This window comes from Sphingomonas natans (assembly GCF_030546695.1).
Classification (GTDB): Bacteria; Pseudomonadota; Alphaproteobacteria; order Sphingomonadales; family Sphingomonadaceae; genus Sphingomonas_I; species Sphingomonas_I natans.
The window spans coordinates 126,013-140,900 of record NZ_JAUOTP010000002.1 but is presented as its reverse complement, the minus strand read 5'-3'; the positions used below and the strand labels follow the sequence as shown (position 1 = coordinate 140,900).

The 14,888-nt window shown below is 68.9% G+C and carries 14 protein-coding genes; 13 read left to right on the top strand and 1 reads right to left on the bottom strand.

Annotated features, from left to right (window positions below; all coding sequences use genetic code 11):
- Positions 1 to 66 precede the first annotated feature (66 nt).
- The gene (gene gspE / locus Q4F19_RS04355) at positions 67 to 1,569 is read left to right on the top strand and encodes a type II secretion system ATPase GspE (protein ID WP_303540195.1); all 1,503 of its coding nucleotides are present in this window, start codon (positions 67 to 69) and stop codon (positions 1,567 to 1,569) included.
- A 220-nt stretch (positions 1,570 to 1,789) separates the two neighbouring features.
- Entirely contained in the window at positions 1,790 to 3,019 is a 1,230-nt protein-coding gene (gspF, locus tag Q4F19_RS04350) for a type II secretion system inner membrane protein GspF (protein ID WP_303540193.1), read from the top strand.
- Positions 3,020 to 3,119: 100 nt separating this feature from the next.
- Here gspF and Q4F19_RS04345 read toward each other — a convergent pair whose 3' ends face one another.
- Positions 3,120 to 3,800, bottom strand: a complete 681-nt coding sequence (locus tag Q4F19_RS04345) for a hypothetical protein (protein ID WP_303540192.1) — start codon at positions 3,798 to 3,800, stop codon at positions 3,120 to 3,122.
- A gap of 128 nt (positions 3,801 to 3,928) precedes the next feature.
- Between Q4F19_RS04345 and Q4F19_RS04340 the strand changes: the two genes are divergently transcribed.
- From Q4F19_RS04340 to Q4F19_RS04290, 11 genes are all read left to right on the top strand, one after another.
- A complete protein-coding gene (locus Q4F19_RS04340; RefSeq protein WP_431312362.1) occupies positions 3,929 to 4,846 on the top strand; it encodes a type 1 periplasmic-binding domain-containing protein in 918 nt (305 codons plus the stop codon).
- 17 nt (positions 4,847 to 4,863) lie between these two features.
- Positions 4,864 to 5,478, top strand: a complete 615-nt coding sequence (locus Q4F19_RS04335; protein ID WP_303540191.1) for a prepilin-type N-terminal cleavage/methylation domain-containing protein — start codon at positions 4,864 to 4,866, stop codon at positions 5,476 to 5,478.
- Between the two features lie 131 nt (positions 5,479 to 5,609).
- Positions 5,610 to 6,455, top strand: coding sequence for a type II secretion system protein GspK (locus Q4F19_RS04330; protein WP_303540189.1), 846 nt, complete (start codon positions 5,610 to 5,612; stop codon positions 6,453 to 6,455).
- A 199-nt stretch (positions 6,456 to 6,654) separates the two neighbouring features.
- Positions 6,655 to 8,370 carry a DUF1800 domain-containing protein gene (locus Q4F19_RS04325; protein WP_303540187.1) on the top strand — a complete coding sequence of 572 codons (1,716 nt, stop codon included), beginning with the start codon at positions 6,655 to 6,657 and terminating at the stop codon, positions 8,368 to 8,370.
- Positions 8,370 to 9,743 (top strand): DUF1501 domain-containing protein, encoded by a 1,374-nt coding sequence (locus Q4F19_RS04320; RefSeq protein ID WP_303540186.1) that lies wholly within the window; start codon positions 8,370 to 8,372, stop codon positions 9,741 to 9,743. Before Q4F19_RS04325 ends, Q4F19_RS04320 begins: the two co-directional genes overlap by 1 nt.
- A gap of 74 nt (positions 9,744 to 9,817) precedes the next feature.
- Positions 9,818 to 10,366, top strand: a complete 549-nt coding sequence (locus Q4F19_RS04315; RefSeq protein ID WP_303540184.1) for a CvpA family protein — start codon at positions 9,818 to 9,820, stop codon at positions 10,364 to 10,366.
- 1 nt (position 10,367) lies between these two features.
- Complete coding sequence (locus Q4F19_RS04310) at positions 10,368 to 10,805, top strand: iron-sulfur cluster assembly scaffold protein (protein WP_303540182.1); 438 nt, start codon at positions 10,368 to 10,370, stop codon at positions 10,803 to 10,805.
- Complete coding sequence (locus Q4F19_RS04305) at positions 10,802 to 12,565, top strand: monovalent cation:proton antiporter-2 (CPA2) family protein (protein WP_303540180.1); 1,764 nt, start codon at positions 10,802 to 10,804, stop codon at positions 12,563 to 12,565. Before Q4F19_RS04310 ends, Q4F19_RS04305 begins: the two co-directional genes overlap by 4 nt.
- On the top strand, positions 12,562 to 12,894 hold the full coding sequence (locus Q4F19_RS04300) for a DUF423 domain-containing protein (RefSeq protein WP_303540178.1): 333 nt from the start codon (positions 12,562 to 12,564) through the stop codon (positions 12,892 to 12,894). The genes Q4F19_RS04305 and Q4F19_RS04300 overlap by 4 nt, the downstream gene beginning before the upstream one ends.
- A complete protein-coding gene (locus Q4F19_RS04295) occupies positions 12,894 to 13,760 on the top strand; it encodes a hypothetical protein (protein ID WP_303540176.1) in 867 nt (288 codons plus the stop codon). The genes Q4F19_RS04300 and Q4F19_RS04295 overlap by 1 nt, the downstream gene beginning before the upstream one ends.
- Positions 13,753 to 14,886, top strand: coding sequence for an MFS transporter (locus Q4F19_RS04290; protein ID WP_303540174.1), 1,134 nt, complete (start codon positions 13,753 to 13,755; stop codon positions 14,884 to 14,886). The genes Q4F19_RS04295 and Q4F19_RS04290 overlap by 8 nt, the downstream gene beginning before the upstream one ends.
- The last annotated feature ends 2 nt before the right edge of the window (positions 14,887 to 14,888 follow it).

The window sequence follows — 14,888 nt, the reverse complement described above, 5'->3', positions numbered from 1 at the left end:
GCGAAGAGAAGAACGGCACTTCGACAGGCTCAGTGCGAACGGAAAAAGGTAGGGGAGGCCTGCTGAATGTCGACGCAGCCTGACGCTCTCGTCGACGACGCGCCGCGCGCCGCGCTGTTGCCTTATGGCTTTGCGCGCGCGCAGGGCGTGCTCGTGATCGAGGAGGCGAGCGGGCTCGTCTGCCTGCACCGTAGCGGCGTCAGGCTGGCGGCATTGCTTGAGGTGCAAAGGCTGTTCGGCGCCCTGCCGTGGCGCGATGTCGCCGATGTCGAGTTCGAGCGCGCGCTGCAGACGCATTATCGCGACGCGGCGGGCGAGGCGGCGGATATCGCGGCCGAGGCGGATACCGATCTCGCCGCATTGGCCGACAGCGTCGGTGCGGTCGAGGATCTGCTCGACATGAAGGATGACAGCCCGGTCATCCGCCTGATCAACGCGCTGCTGCTGGAGGCGGTGAAGGCGCGCGCATCGGATATCCATGTCGAGACGCAGGAGCGGCGGCTGATCGTGCGATTCCGCGTCGATGGCGTGTTGCGCGATATCGTCGAGCCCAATCGCGCGCTCGCACCGTTGCTGGTCAGCCGGATCAAGGTGATGGCGCGGCTCGACATCGCCGAGAAGAGGATCCCGCAGGACGGGCGCGTGACGGTGCGCGTCGGCGGGCATGAGATCGACGTGCGCGTCTCGACGATCCCGACCCAGCATGGCGAGCGGGTGGTAATGCGGCTGCTCGATCGCGGATCGGTCCAGCTCGATCTGGCGACGCTCGGGCTGCACGGGCGCGATCTGGCCTTGTTCGAGCGGCTGCTGGAGCGGCCGCACGGGATGCTGCTCGTTACCGGGCCCACGGGTTCGGGCAAGACGACGACGCTGTATGCGGCGCTCGCCAAGCTCAACGATCGCAAGCGCAACATACTGACGGTGGAAGACCCGATCGAATATGAGCTGGCGGGGATCGGCCAGACGCAGGTCAATCCGCGCACCGACATGACCTTCGCGCGCGGGCTGCGCGCGATCCTGCGGCAGGATCCGGACGTGATCATGGTCGGTGAAATTCGCGACCAAGAGACCGCCGAGGTCGCGGTGCGCGCGGCGATGACGGGGCATTTCATGCTCTCGACTTTGCATACCAATTCGGCGGTGGGCGCGGTGACGCGGCTCGTCGATATGGGGGTGGAGCGCTATCTGCTCGCGCCGATGCTGGTGGGGCTCGTGGCGCAACGGCTCGTGCGGCGGCTATGCGAAGCGTGCCGGCGCGAGGAGGCGGCCGATGCGCGCGATGTCGCCTTGCTGGGCGGGGCGATTGCCGAGGGCGATACGGTGTGGCGCTCGGTCGGCTGCCCGGCGTGTCGCGGCGAGGGATTTCGCGGGCGGCAGGGGCTGTACGAGATCGTCGCGGTCGATGCGGCGATGGCGGCTTTGATCCATGACGGCGCGCCCGAAGCGGCGCTTGTCGCGCATGCGCGCGCGCAGGGTCCGGGGCTGATGGACGAGGGGCTGGCGGCGATCCGCTCAGGGGAGACGACGGTCGAGGAAGTGGCGCGGGTGACGCGCGAGGAGGCGGGGTGAGCGGGACTTCCCACTTTGCCAGCCCTGCGGGAGCGAGAAGCCAGATTCCCGCCCTTCGCGCCCTTTGCACGGAAGAATTTGGTTCACGCGGAGACGCGGAGACGCGGAGAAGAAAAGGGAGAGGAGCTGGACCGTTCTTCTTGCTCTCTGCGTCTCCGCGTCTCTGCGTGAACGATCTTTTTTACTCGCGCTTTCGCCGAAATGACGGGCGGCGCTTCTGATGGCCGCTTTTGCGTACAGAGCGGTCGATGCGGCGGGGAAGTCGCAGAAAGGCGTGATCGAGGCGACAAGCGCGGCGGGCGCGCGGCGGCAATTGCGCGAGCGGGCGCTGTTGCCCGTCTCGGTCGAGGCGACCGGTGCGCGGGCCGACGCGGTGCGGCAGGCGGCGGGCGGGATAAGCTGGTTCCGGCCGCGCGTGTCGGCGCGGCAGCTTTCGACCGCGACGCGCCAGATGGCTACGTTGATCGGCAGCGACATCAGCGTGGAGGAGGCGCTGCGGCTCGTCGCGGACCAGGCCGAGACGACGCGGATGCGATCGGTGCTGCTGGAGATGCGCGGGAGCATCCTCGACGGGCGGAGCCTCTCCTCGGCGATGAGCGAGCAGCCGCAGGCCTTTCCCGATTATTATCGCGCGTCGATCGCGGCGGGCGAGCAGAGCGGCATGCTCGGCGAGGTGCTCGGGCATCTTGCCGACTTCGTCGAGAGCCGGCACCGGGCGCAGTCCAAGGTGCAGATGGCGTTGCTGTATCCGGCTTTGCTCGCGACCGTCTCGCTGTCGATGATGGTGCTGCTGATGGTCTATGTCGTGCCCGACATCGTCCGCGTGTTCGAATCGCGCGGGGCGGACCTGCCCTTCCTGACGCGCGCGCTGATCGGCCTCAGCCATTTCATCCGCAGTTTCGGCTGGATCGTCGCGGTCCTGCTCGTCGTTGCGGTGATCGGCGGGCAGAGGTGGCTGCGAGTGCCCGCCAACCGGCTCGCCTTCGATCGCGAAGTCGCGACGCGGCGGCCGACGGCGCGGCTCGTCCGCCAGTTTGCCGCGGCGCGCTTCGCGGCCACGCTCGGCCAACTGGTGCAAAGCGCGGTGCCGCTGGTCGAGGCGCTGGGCGCGGCGGCGGCGACCACCTCGAACAGCTATGTCCGCGCGCAGGCTTTGAGCGTGGCGGCGAAGGTGCGCGAGGGCGGGAGCCTCTCTCAGGCGATGGCACAGGCGGGCGTGTTTCCGGCGATGCTGATCGCGATCGTCGCCAGCGGCGAGGCGAGCGGGCGGCTCGGGCCGGCGCTCAGCCGCGCGGCGGGGGAGCTCGATCGCGAGCTGGACGCGCTGATCACGGTGGTGGTCGGGCTGGTCGAGCCCGCGGTGTTGCTGCTGATGGGCGGGGTGGTGCTGATGATGGTGCTCGCGATCCTGCTGCCGATCGTGAACCTCAACAATCTGGTGGCGGCGTGAGCGGCCGGTCGCTCGGTGCTCCGGCGAAGGCCGGAGCGTTGGATGGTAAGCGGATCGCTCGTGATACAGCGCTCCGGCCTTCGCCGGAGTACCGCGGTGCTTACATGCTTTCGTCGATCACCAGACCCCGGATAAAGGGCAGGGCGGCGATGCCCGCCGGTGTCGGGGTCAGGTGGAGCCTGCCTCCGGCAATCTGGCCCTCGAAGAAATGGTCGCGCTCGCGGCCGATCGGGGCGGTCTCGATCCGGGTCGTGCCGTCGGGCAGAGGCAAAAGCCGGGTCGCGAGCGCGGGGACGGGGTTGGGCTGTCCGCCGCCGAGCGGGGTGCAGCTGCCCGCCGCGCTGCGGATGTCGCCGATCGCTTCGGAGCGGGGGCCGGCAATGCGCAGGCGCTTCAGGTTGATCTGGAGCGGACTATCGCAGGCGAAGGGCAGGGCCGGGCCGAACGCCGCGAGCAGCCCGCCGTCGCCGCTCCCCGCAAAGCCTTCCAGCAGGGTGCCGCCCGGCGAGACCATTGCCGAGCCGGCGAGATCGGTGGCGTTGCCCGTCATCCGCACGTCGGCGGCGAACGCCAGGCTCGCGAGCGAGCGCCACGGCGCCCAGCGCCACTGGACACGATATGCGCCGTCGACCACGGCTTCGCCGGTCCAGACGGTGCCGGTGACGATCCAGCGCGGATCGGCGCCGAGCACGAAGCGGGCGGGGAAGGTGACGATGAGCGCGAGCAGATATGCGGCGAGGCCGATCGCGAGCCACGGCCAGGCGTGTTTGACCCGTGCCAAGGGAGCGAACTGACGTGCGGCCGGATCGGCGTCGGCTGCTGCTATCTCTGCCGTCAGCCCTTGTTGCATCCTGCGTTCCGTCCCTGTTTGGCGCGGACGCGGCACCGAAAGCGCTGCCGCCGGCCGCCTTGCTCGTGCCGCTGACCGGCGCGAACGCTGCGTTGGGACGCAGCATGGCGCGCGCGGGCGGGCTTGCGCAAGGCAAGGATACGAAAGCGCTGATGATCCTCGATACCGGCGGCACGCCGTCCGGCGCGGCGGCGGCGGCGCAGGCGGCGCTGAAACGCGGCGCGCGGCTAATCCTCGGGCCGCTCGCCTCGGCCGAGGTGGCGCCGGTGGTGACGGTCGCGGGCGGCGTGCCGGTACTGGCGTTCAGCAACGATCTGGCCTTGCGCGAGAGCGGCGCGTTTCTGCTCGGGGTGACGGCGGATCAGGCGGTGGCGCCCTTGCTCCGTTATGCGCGCTCGCGCGGGATCAGGCGCGTGGCTTTGCTGCCGGGGACGGATGCGTGGGGCGTGCAGGTCGCGGCGGCAGCGACGGCGGCGGCGCAGCGCGAGGGAATGGATCTGGCGATGGCGCCGACGGGCGCGGCGCTGGGCGGGTTCCTGCGTGGGGCCAGCGCGCCCGATGCGCTGCTGGCGAGCGGCGATCTGGTGACGGCGGCGGCTGCGGTGGGCGACAGCGGCGTGCAATTGCTCGGCGCCTTTGCCGGGCTGGATGCGGCGCCGGCCGCGCTCGCGCAGATCGAGGGCGCGTGGCTGTCCGCGCCCGATCCGTCGGGCTTCCGGACCTTCTCGGAAGGGTTCGAGCAGCAGAATGGCGTAGCGCCGGGCGTGATAGCAGGGCTCGTCTTCGATGCGGTGACGATCGCGCAGAGCCTGCGGCGCGCGGGGGCGATGGATCGCTCGGCCTTGCTGGCGGGGCGCGTGTTCGAGGGCGTGTGCGGCGCGGTGCGCTTCCGTGCGGACGGGACGGCGGCGCGGGCGATGGCGATCCTCGCGGTGACCAAGGGGCGCTACCTGCTCGCCGCGCCGGGCGCGGTCTGAAGGCATGGGTGCTGCTCATGACCCCCGTTCGCCCTGAGCTCGTCGAAGGGCCGTCCTGCCTTCTTCTACCGGGTAGAAGAAGACGGTGCTTCGACAAGCTCAGCACGAACGAAGATTCAGGCGGAGCTTCGGGCGAGGGCGGTTTCAGCCTCGTCGAGATGATCGTTGCGCTCGCGCTCTTCGCGCTGATCAGCCTCGCCGCCTTCGCGCTGGTCGAGACGGTGCTGTCGGTGCAGCAGAAGACCGACAAGAGGCTCGACCGGATCGCGCAGCTGGATCGGGCGCTGTATCTGGTGAGCGCCGATTTCGGGGCGATCAGCGACGGGCCGTTCCTGATGGGAACGTCGGTGGGCCTCCGGCGCAATGCGAGCGGCGGGCAGGCTCTGGTCGGCTATGCGATGCTCGGCGACACGCTGATGCGCTCGCGCGGACTGGAGCCGCGGGCGCTGATCTCGGGAGTCGAGAGCGCGGTTTGGCGCTTCCATCGGCCGGACGGATGGCAGGCGGTGCCGACGCGGCCGCGCGAGGCGGGGCGGCCGGATGCGGTGGAACTCTCGCTGCGGCTCGCGCCGCGCGACGGCACGCCGGGCGGGAGTGTGCGACGCGTTATCCTGCTGCCGGCGATGCCATGAGAGGACCGCTCTCACCTTCCTCCGGCGAAGGCCGGAGCCCTGCAAAGTCGACGGCGCGGCCAGCTGTCCAGCACTCCGGCCTTCGCCGCAGTACCGCTTGTCCTGAAGCGAGGTCGGAAAACGAGCAGGGGATGGTGCTCGTCAACGTGCTGCTCCTCGTCGGGCTCGCGGCGGCGGTGCTGGCGATCATGGTGGCGGGAGACGATGCCGGGCTGCAGCGCGCGACGCGGATGGCCGAGGCGGCGCAGGCCGTGCAGATCGCGCGCGGCGGCGAACTCTCCGCGGTCGCCGCGCTCCGCCGCGACATGGTGCAAGCGCCCGACAGCGACGATGCGACCGAGCCCTGGGCCAATATCGACGAGAAGGGCGCGGCGATCGAAGGCGGTCGCTTCGCGATGATCGTGACCGATGCGACGGGCAAGCTCGATCTCAACCCGCTCGCCAAGGACGATACGATCACCAAGGGACGGCTCGCGACGATGGCGGGCGCGCTCGATCTGACACCCGGCACGGCGCAGCGGATCGCCACCTATCTGATCGTCACCGGACCGATCGCGGATCTCGCCGAACTCAGCGCCGCCGGGCTGACTCCGGCGGAGATCGCCAAATTGGCCGCCTTCGCCACGGTGCTGCCGATCCGGACGAGCATCAACCTGAACGCCGTGTCCGAGCCCTTGCTGGCCTTGCTGGTCGACAATCCGGTCGCGGCGCGGGGGCTGGTCGCGCGGCGGACACGGACCGGCCGATTGACGCGCGACGATTTCGCGCTGGAGCAGGCGGCGATTCCGCCCGGCTGCGGCTTCACCGCGACCTTCTTCTGGTCGGTCGCAGAAGCGCGGATCGGCGGCACGAGCCAGCGGCTGACGAGCCTGATCGAACGCCGCAAGACCGAGGATGGAAGGCCCTTCGTCGAGGTGGTCGGGCGCTGGAAGGGCCGGTCGCCGACCCAGGCGCCGGCGATAAAATCTCCAACATAAATACGTTACGCGATCATAACGAAGTAAAGGATCGGGACGGGGGCGTAACGGAGAGTTAACGCTTCTTTCACGACCTTCCTTCATCTTTCCGGCTGCTGGCTTTGGGTCCGGCGGACTTGTCGGACTGGAGGGCGTTAACTATGATCTATTGTGGCTGCCCGCGTTCGCGGGGAACGGGGCAGGCGGGGTGAGCTTAGTGATGGTGAAGCGTAAGCGCGTCGGTCTTGCCGGCGCCATGGTGCTGGCCTGCGCCTTTCTGACATCGTGCGGCGGTGGCGGCGGCGGCGGGGGCGGCACGACGACGACCGCGGCCGTCGACAACAGCGCCGCCGAAGCGGCTGCGGCCGCAGCGGCGGCCGAAAAGGTCAAGAAGGAGGCCGATGCCGATCGTCTCGCCAAGCAGGCGACGTTCGGTGCGACGCAGGCGGTGGTCGACAGGATCATCGCCTCGGGCATTTCCGGCTGGATCGACGAGCAGTTCGCCGCGACCGGCAGCTCTTACGCCGATCTCGCTTCGACGCCGATGGTGATCGGCAGCTGCGGCACGGATGCGACCTGCGTCCGTCGCAATTTCAATCGCGAGCAGGTGGCGATGCGCTTCTATGCGAATGCGCTCGGCCAGCCCGATCAGCTGCGCCAGCGCGTCGCCTTCGCGCTTTCGCAGCTGCTCGTCGCCTCGACGCTCGAGGTGAACAACACTGCGGGCGCGGCCGCCTATCAGCAGATCCTGCTGGATGGGTCCTTCGGCAATTACCGCGATCTGCTCATGAACGTCACGCTTAGCGGCTATATGGGCGACTATCTCGACATGGCGGACAGCAACAAGTCCGCCCCGTCCGAAAATTATGCGCGCGAGATGCTGCAGCTCTTCTCGGTCGGCCCCGACCAGCTCAACATGGACGGGACGCCGGTGAAGGACGCGACCGGCGCGACCGTCGCCACCTATACCCCCGACGATATCAAGGGCGTCGCGCGCGCGCTGACCGGCTGGACCTATGCTCGCCTGAACGGCGCGCCGATCACCGATGGCAATTCGCGTGATTATACCAAGCCGATGATCCAGGTCGCGGCGCGCTACGATACCGCCGCCAAGACGTTCCTCGGCGTGACGGTGCCCGCCGGCGCCTCGCAGCAGGATAGCCTGGCGGCCGCCGTGGATGCCGCGTTCAACAACGCATCGACCGCGCCGAACATCTCGCGCTTCCTGATCCGTCACCTCGTCACCGCCAATCCGACGCCGGGTTATGTCGGGCGCGTCGCTGCCGTCTTCGCCAATAACGGCAGCAACGTGCGCGGCGACATGAAGGCGGTGATCCGCGCGATCCTGACCGACAGCGAGGCGCGCGGCGCCGCGCCGACCGGCGACAATTATGGCAAGGTCAAGGAGCCGATCCTGCTGATGACGTCGGGGGCGCGCATCGTCGGCATGACGAGCGACGGCTATGTCTTCTCGACGCGCGACGGCAATCTTGGCCAGCCGGTGTTCCAGTCGCCGTCCGTCTTCAACTTCTATCCGCCCGATTTCCCGCTGCCGGGCAGTTCGACCCTGGTCAGCCCGGCGTCGAAGCTCCTCACGACCGGCTTCTCGGTCCTGCGCAGCAACCTCGCTTATGACTGGACGATCGGTGCGGCGGGCACGCGCAACGAGTTCGCCGCCAATACGGCGGTGTCGGGCGGGACGGGCACGACGATCGACTGGTCGGCATGGGAGGCGTTCGGGACGGATACGGCGGGGATGATCGACCGGATCGATCTGCTGCTGATGAACCGGACGATGAGCGCCGCGCAGAAGGCCGCGCTGAAGGCCGCAGCCGAGGCGATCACCGATGCGACGCCGTCTCTCCAGGCCCGCAAGCGCGCGCAGGCGATGCTGTTCGCGGTCCTCTCCAGCCCCCTCTTCCAGGTCGACCGCTGATGAACATGGATCTCTCGCGACGCGATTTCGGCAAGCTGCTGGCGGGCGCCGGCGCGACCGCAGCCTTTCTCCAGCTCGGCCGCTCGGCGGCGATCGCGGCACCCGTCGCGGGCTACAAGGCGATGGTCGGCATCTTCCTGTTCGGCGGCAATGACGGCTGGAACATGGTGATCCCGACCGACACGACGCGCTACGCGGCTTATGCCGCGACACGCGTCGCGAACCTCGTCCTGCCGCAGGCCAATCTCACGACGCTGGCGGGCAGCACTTATGGGCTGCACCCCGCGCTCGCGCCGCTGAAGGCGGTGTGGGACGAGGGCGGGCTGAACGTGGTGCTCAATGCGGGCACGCTCTTCCAGCCGCTGACGAAGGCGCAATATCAGGCGAGCCCGACCTTGCGGCCGGTCAATCTGATGAGCCATTCGGACGAGCAGGCGCATTGGCAGGGGATTCGCGCGCGCGACATCAACGTCGACGGCTTCATGGGGCGATTGAGCGATCGGGCCGGCGCGTCGAGCATCCCCGCGCTGATGTCGTTCAGCGGCAGCCAACTCGCCTTGCTCGGCAAATCGAGCACGCCGCTCGTCTTGCCCTCGACCGGCGTCGTCACGCAGAGCGCGGTCTCGGGTAACTCGGCCGATCCGGTGCTGTTCGCGCGCAACGGCGCGGTCTCCGCCTTCGCCGACGGCGCGGGCCAGGGCGCGGTGACGCAGACGACGGCGACCGGGCTCAGCTCGGCTTATGCGCAGGTCGTGCAGGCCAATACGATCCTGTCGGCCACGAGCGGAGTGGACCAGTATTTCGTCAATCCGACGACGGGCGCGGCGCTGACCAGCGACATCGCCCGCCAGCTGATCCGCGTCGCGCGGATGATCGAGGCGCGCAGCACGCTCGGCCACAGCCGCCAGACCTTCTTCGCCAGCCAGGGCGGCTACGACACGCACGCCAACCAGATCGCAACGCAAAACAATCTGTTCACCGATCTCGCCAACGCGATGCTGGGCTTCAACAAGGCGATGAAGGCGCTCGGCCTCAACGAGAATGTGATCTGCTTCACGCTCAGTGACTTCGGGCGCGTCTACAAGGGCAATGCCCAGGGCGGCAGCGATCATGCGTGGGGCAACAATCATCTCGTGATGGGCGGGGCGCTGAAGCCCAAGCAGGTGATCGGGACCTATCCGTCGCAGGTGATGGGCGGCGTCGACGATATTGCCAATGACGGCCGCTTCATCCCGACCATCAGCCAAGAAGAATATATCGGCTCGATCGCGCGCTGGCATGGCGTGGCGGATGCCGATCTGCCCTATGTCTTCCCGAACTGGGCGACGTTCAGCACGGGGGGACGCGGGCCGCTGGCCCTGTTCCAGAGCTGATTGCAGCGGATGGGGTAACTCATCCGCCGCAGCGCACTCGCCATCCCGCCGCCCCCGCGTTAGGAGCGGGGGACATGACCACGCTCGATATCCTCGTTCTTCTCCTCCTCGTCGGCGGCGCTGTTCTCGGCGGTTTGCGCGGATTCGTCAGCGAGGTGCTGTCGCTGTTCGCCTGGGCGGCGGCGATCTTCGCGCTGAAGATGCTGCACACGCCCGTGACCGGCCTGCTGGGCCCCCTGATCGGATCGCGCGGCGGTGCGGCGGTGGTGGCGTTCGTCGCTATCTTCGGGATCGTCTGGTTCGCGGGACGGATGATCGCCGATACGCTGGGGCGGCGCACGCGCAGCTCGATCCTCGGGCCGATCGATCGGCTGCTCGGCGTCGGCTTCGGCGCCTTGAAGGGGTTGCTGATCGCGACGGTCGCCTATCTCGCCCTGAACCTCGTCTTCGATGTGTGGGCGGGCAAGGATGCGGCGCGGCCGGACTGGCTCAAGACCTCGCGCACCTATCCTCTGCTGTCGGCCAGCGGGCGGGCGATCATCGATTTCGTCCATCTGCGCCGCGGCGACCTGAAGAAAGAGGATTATCGCCCCGCAAACGCGCAAGCGGACGGCAAGGTCTGATATGTCGGCGACGCTCTACAACGCCGCGATCCTGCGGCTGGCGGCGAGCATCCCGCATCACGAGCGGCTTGCCGATGCGCAGGCAACCTCCGAGCGGCGCTCGCCGATCTGCGGCAGCCGGGTGACGGTGGACGTGGTGCTGGACGCGCAGGGGCGGGTCGAGCGGATCGGCCAGCTCGTGCGCGCCTGTGCGCTGGGGCAGGCTTCCGCCTCGCTGATGGGCGCGCACGTGATCGGGCGGAGCGAGGACGAACTCGTCGCGGCGCGCGATGCGCTGGCCGCGTTCCTGGCCGGCGAGCGCGACGATCCGGGCGACTGGCCCGGGCTCGACATCTTCGCACCGGCGCGCCCGCACAGCGCGCGCCACGCCTCGATCCGGCTGGCCTTCGAAGCGGTGACCGAGGCGGTGGCGCAGGCGCGGCGGGCGGAGGCGGCATGAGCGAGGAAGCGATCCGCGACGGTATCGTCATGCTCGGCGCGGCGCTGGCGATGGTGTTGCTGTTCCGCCGGCTCGGGCTCGGCGCGACTTTGGGTTATCTCATCGCCGGCATCCTCATCGGCCCGCACGGATTGCACCTCGTCGGCGATGCCGAGGGCAAGATCGGCGTCGCCGAGCTGGGCATCACGCTCCTGCTGTTCGTCGTCGGCCTCGAGCTGAACCTGACGCGGCTGTGGCGGCTGCGGCGCGACATCTTCGGCTTCGGTTTCGTGCAGGTCGTGATCTGCGGCGTCGCCCTGTCGGCGGCGGTCTTCTATTTCACCGGCTTCACGACCGCGGCGGCGATCGCTCTGGGCCTGCCGCTGGCTCTGTCGTCGACCGCGCAGGTGCTGCCGATGCTGCAATCGGCCGGACGGCTCAACACGCCGATGGGCGAGCGCGCTTTCTCGATCCTGCTGTTCCAGGATCTGTCGATCGTGCCGTTGATCACGATCATCGCCGCGCTGAGCCGCGCGCCAGCCGATCCGAACGCGCCGCCGGGCTGGCTGCTCGCCGTCTATACGGCCGTGGCGGTGGTCGGGCTCGTCGTCGTCGGCCGCTATGCGCTCAATCCCCTGTTCCGGCTGATCGGGCGGTTGGGCGAGCGCGAACTGTTCGTCGCCGCCGGGCTGTTCACGGTGCTCGCCGCGGCCGGGGTGATGGGCTATTTCGGGCTTTCCACCGCGCTCGGTGCGTTTGTCGCGGGCGTGATGCTGGCCGACAGCCCGTATCGCCACGAGTTGGAGGCGGATGTCGATCCGTTCCGGACGATCCTGCTCGGCCTGTTCTTCGTCGCGGTCGGCATGATGCTGGATCTGCACGCTATCGCCGAGCGGCCTTTGTTCGTGATCGGGCTGGCGGCGGCGGTGGTGATCGTCAAATCCAGCCTGATCTTCGGCATCGGCCGCCTGTTCGGCCTGCCGGTGCGGCAAGCCTTCGCGCTCGGGCTGCTGCTGAGCCAGGGCGGCGAATTCGGCTTCGTGCTGTTCGGGCAGGCGCAGGCGGCGCTGCTCGTCGCGCCCGAGGCGGCGAGCCTGCTCGGCGCGGTCGTGACGCTGTCGATGGCGACGACGCCGTTCCTGATGATGATCGCGCGGCGCTTCTACGAGCCCGCCGCCGGCCCCGCGCGCGACGATCTCGCGACGCCCGACAGCGCGGGCGAATCGAGCGCGATCGTCGTCGGCTACGGGCGCTTCGGGCAGACCGTCGCGCAGATGCTGATCGCCGCCGGCTTCAAGGTCACGACGATCGATTCGGACGCCGAGCAGATCGACGTCGCCGCGCGCTTCAACCTGAAGGTCTATTATGGCGACGGCACGCGGCTCGATCTGCTGAAGCAGGCGGGCGCTGGCGATGCGCGCGCGATCGTCTTCGCGATGGACCAGGATCAGTTGAGCCGCGAAGAATTGCAGCTCGCGCTCAAGACCTTCCGCCAGGCTGCGATCTTCGTGCGCGCTTATGATCGGCGCGCGCTGATCGAATATAAGGGGCTCGATACGGCCGAAGTGGTCCGCGAGGTGTTCGAATCGGCGGTCGTGATGGGGCGCAGAGCGCTGACCGCGCTCGGCGTCGACGAGAAGAAGGTCGCCGAGATCGAGAAGGCCTATCGCACCAAGGACAAGGCGCGGCTGCGCATCCAGTTGGAGAAGGGCCTCTATGCCGAGGAGGCGCGCGCGCTGACCTTCCGGCCGAGCGACGTGATGGAGCCGCGCGAGCCGTGAGCGCCTCGCTGCTCCGGCGGCTCGCGGCGCTGTCGGGCGCGATCGCGGTCGCGGCGGGCGCTTATGGCGCGCATGGTGCATCGGGCGCACCGGCCGAGTGGCTCAAGACGGGTGCGACCTATCAGATGGTGCATGCAGTGGCCGTGCTGGCGCTCGCTTTGGCAGGTCTTGTCGGGATCGGCGCGTGGCTGCTGCTGGGCGGTAGCGCGATCTTCGCGGGGACGCTCTACGCGATGGCGCTGGGCGCGCCGCACTGGCTGGGCGCGGTGACTCCGCTCGGCGGGCTCGCGATGATCGTCGGCTGGCTGCTTCTGGCGCTGCGGCGCTGATGCGGTTTCGCCCGTATCAATGGTTCGTCGAACCCCTGCTCGCGCTCGCTCTGCGCCGGCGGCGGCTGGCGGCACTCGGTTTCGACGGGCCCGTGCCCGAGGTCGCGATCGACTGGCGGCGCGAGGCCGATTGCGAGGCGCCGTGCCCGGTCGTGAAGAGCAAGGTGCCGCGCCTCGTCGAGCGCTATGTCGCGCGGCGCGCCGGGCGGGACGATCCGCTGCGGCTGATGCCGATGGTGATCGATCTGGCGCGCTACCCCGATGCGGCGGCGTTCGACGCGGCGCTGAAGGCGCGATCGACGCGGACCCTGCCCAAGATCCGCAAGGCCGAGCGCGAAGGCTATGTGGTGCGGCCGTTCCTCGTCCAGAGCCACGTCTTCGACATCCACGCGATCCGCACCTCGATGCCGATGCGATCGGCGGGGCCGGTGCTCGATTACTGGCTGCTCAAGCCCGAAAAGATCGCGACTCCCGCCACGCAGCGCCACGATTTCGGCTGGCCCGCCTGCCCGGTCCACTGGATCATATGGTGGGGCGTGTTCCTGCCCGAGCCCGGGTATCGCCAGGGCGAGGTGGAGGTCGGCGAGCGGCTCGTCGCCTTCGTCAAGATGTGGCGGATGGGCGATATCGTCCATTATACCGAGATCATGGGGCATCGCGATCATCTGGAGAAGGGCGTGATGCTGCTGCTCCACCGCGCAATCGTCCAGTGGCTGATTGCAGGCGAGCTGGCCGCGGCGCAGGGGGCGAGATTGCTGCTGTACGGCGCGCTGGAGCATGGCCGCGCGGGGCTGCTGACCTGGAAGAAGCGCGCTGGGTTCCGCCCGGTGCGGATGGTGGCCGATGCGGTCGAGGCGGATGGCTGAACGCTTGCGGCTGAGCTTGATCCCGGCGACCCGCCTGGCGTTCATGGTGCCGGGCTATGCGATCTCGGCCTGGGCGCCGTTGATCCCGCATGTCCAGAGCAAGATCGGTCTGAGCGCCGGCGCGCTGGGGCTCACCTTGCTGGCGATGGGGCTGGGATCGATGTCGACGATGCCGTTTGCGGGCGGGCTGCTCGGCCGCTTCGGCTGCCGCCGGCTCTTCACGATCGCGGGCGGCATCGTCGTCGCCATCCTGCCCTGCCTCGCTTTGGCCCCGTCCGCGCCGACGCTGGCGCTGGCGCTGTTCGTGCTCGGCGCGGGGCTCGGCCTGATCAGCGCGGCGCGCAACCTTCACGGGATCGCGACCGAGCGCGCGCTGGATCGCCGGCTGATGTCCGGATTCCACGGCTTCTACAGCATCGGCTGCGTGCTGGGCGCGGGCACGATGAGCATATTGATGGGATCGGGCGTGCCGCCGGTGCTCGCCATATCGGTCGTGGCGCTGGCGATCGTGATCGCGCTCTTCGTCTCCGCGCCGTGGATTACCGACGAGCGCAGCGCCGCCGGGCCGGCTTATGCGCGGCCGCGCGGCGTGGTGCTGGTGATCGGCCTGCTCTGCTTCGTCGTCTTCATGGTCGAGGGATCGGTGCTCGACTGGAGCGCCATCCTGCTGACCGGGCATTTCCACCTCGATCCGGCGCGCGCCGGCCTCGGCTACGTCGCCTTCGCGACGACGATGACGGTCGGCCGGCTGACCGGCGACGGGCTCGTCCGGCGCTTCGGCGACAGAGTCATGCTGTCGCTGGGGCCGCTGCTCGGGACGGTCGGCTTTCTGATCGCGATCCTGCCGGTGCATTGGACGCTAGCAGTGGCAGGCTTCGCGCTGGTCGGCGCGGGCTGCGCGAATGTCGTGCCGCTGCTCTACAGCGTCGTCGGCCGCCAGACGATCATGCCGCGCAATCTGGCGCTCACCGCCGCGGGATCGATCGGCTTTGCCGGCGTTCTCACCGGCCCGGCCGCGATCGGCTTCGTCGCGCAATGGACGAGCCTGTCGCTGGCCTTCCTGATCCTTGCCGGACTGCTCCTGCTCGTCGCGCGCGCCGCCCCGAAGGTGCTCGCCGAGGGCTGAGT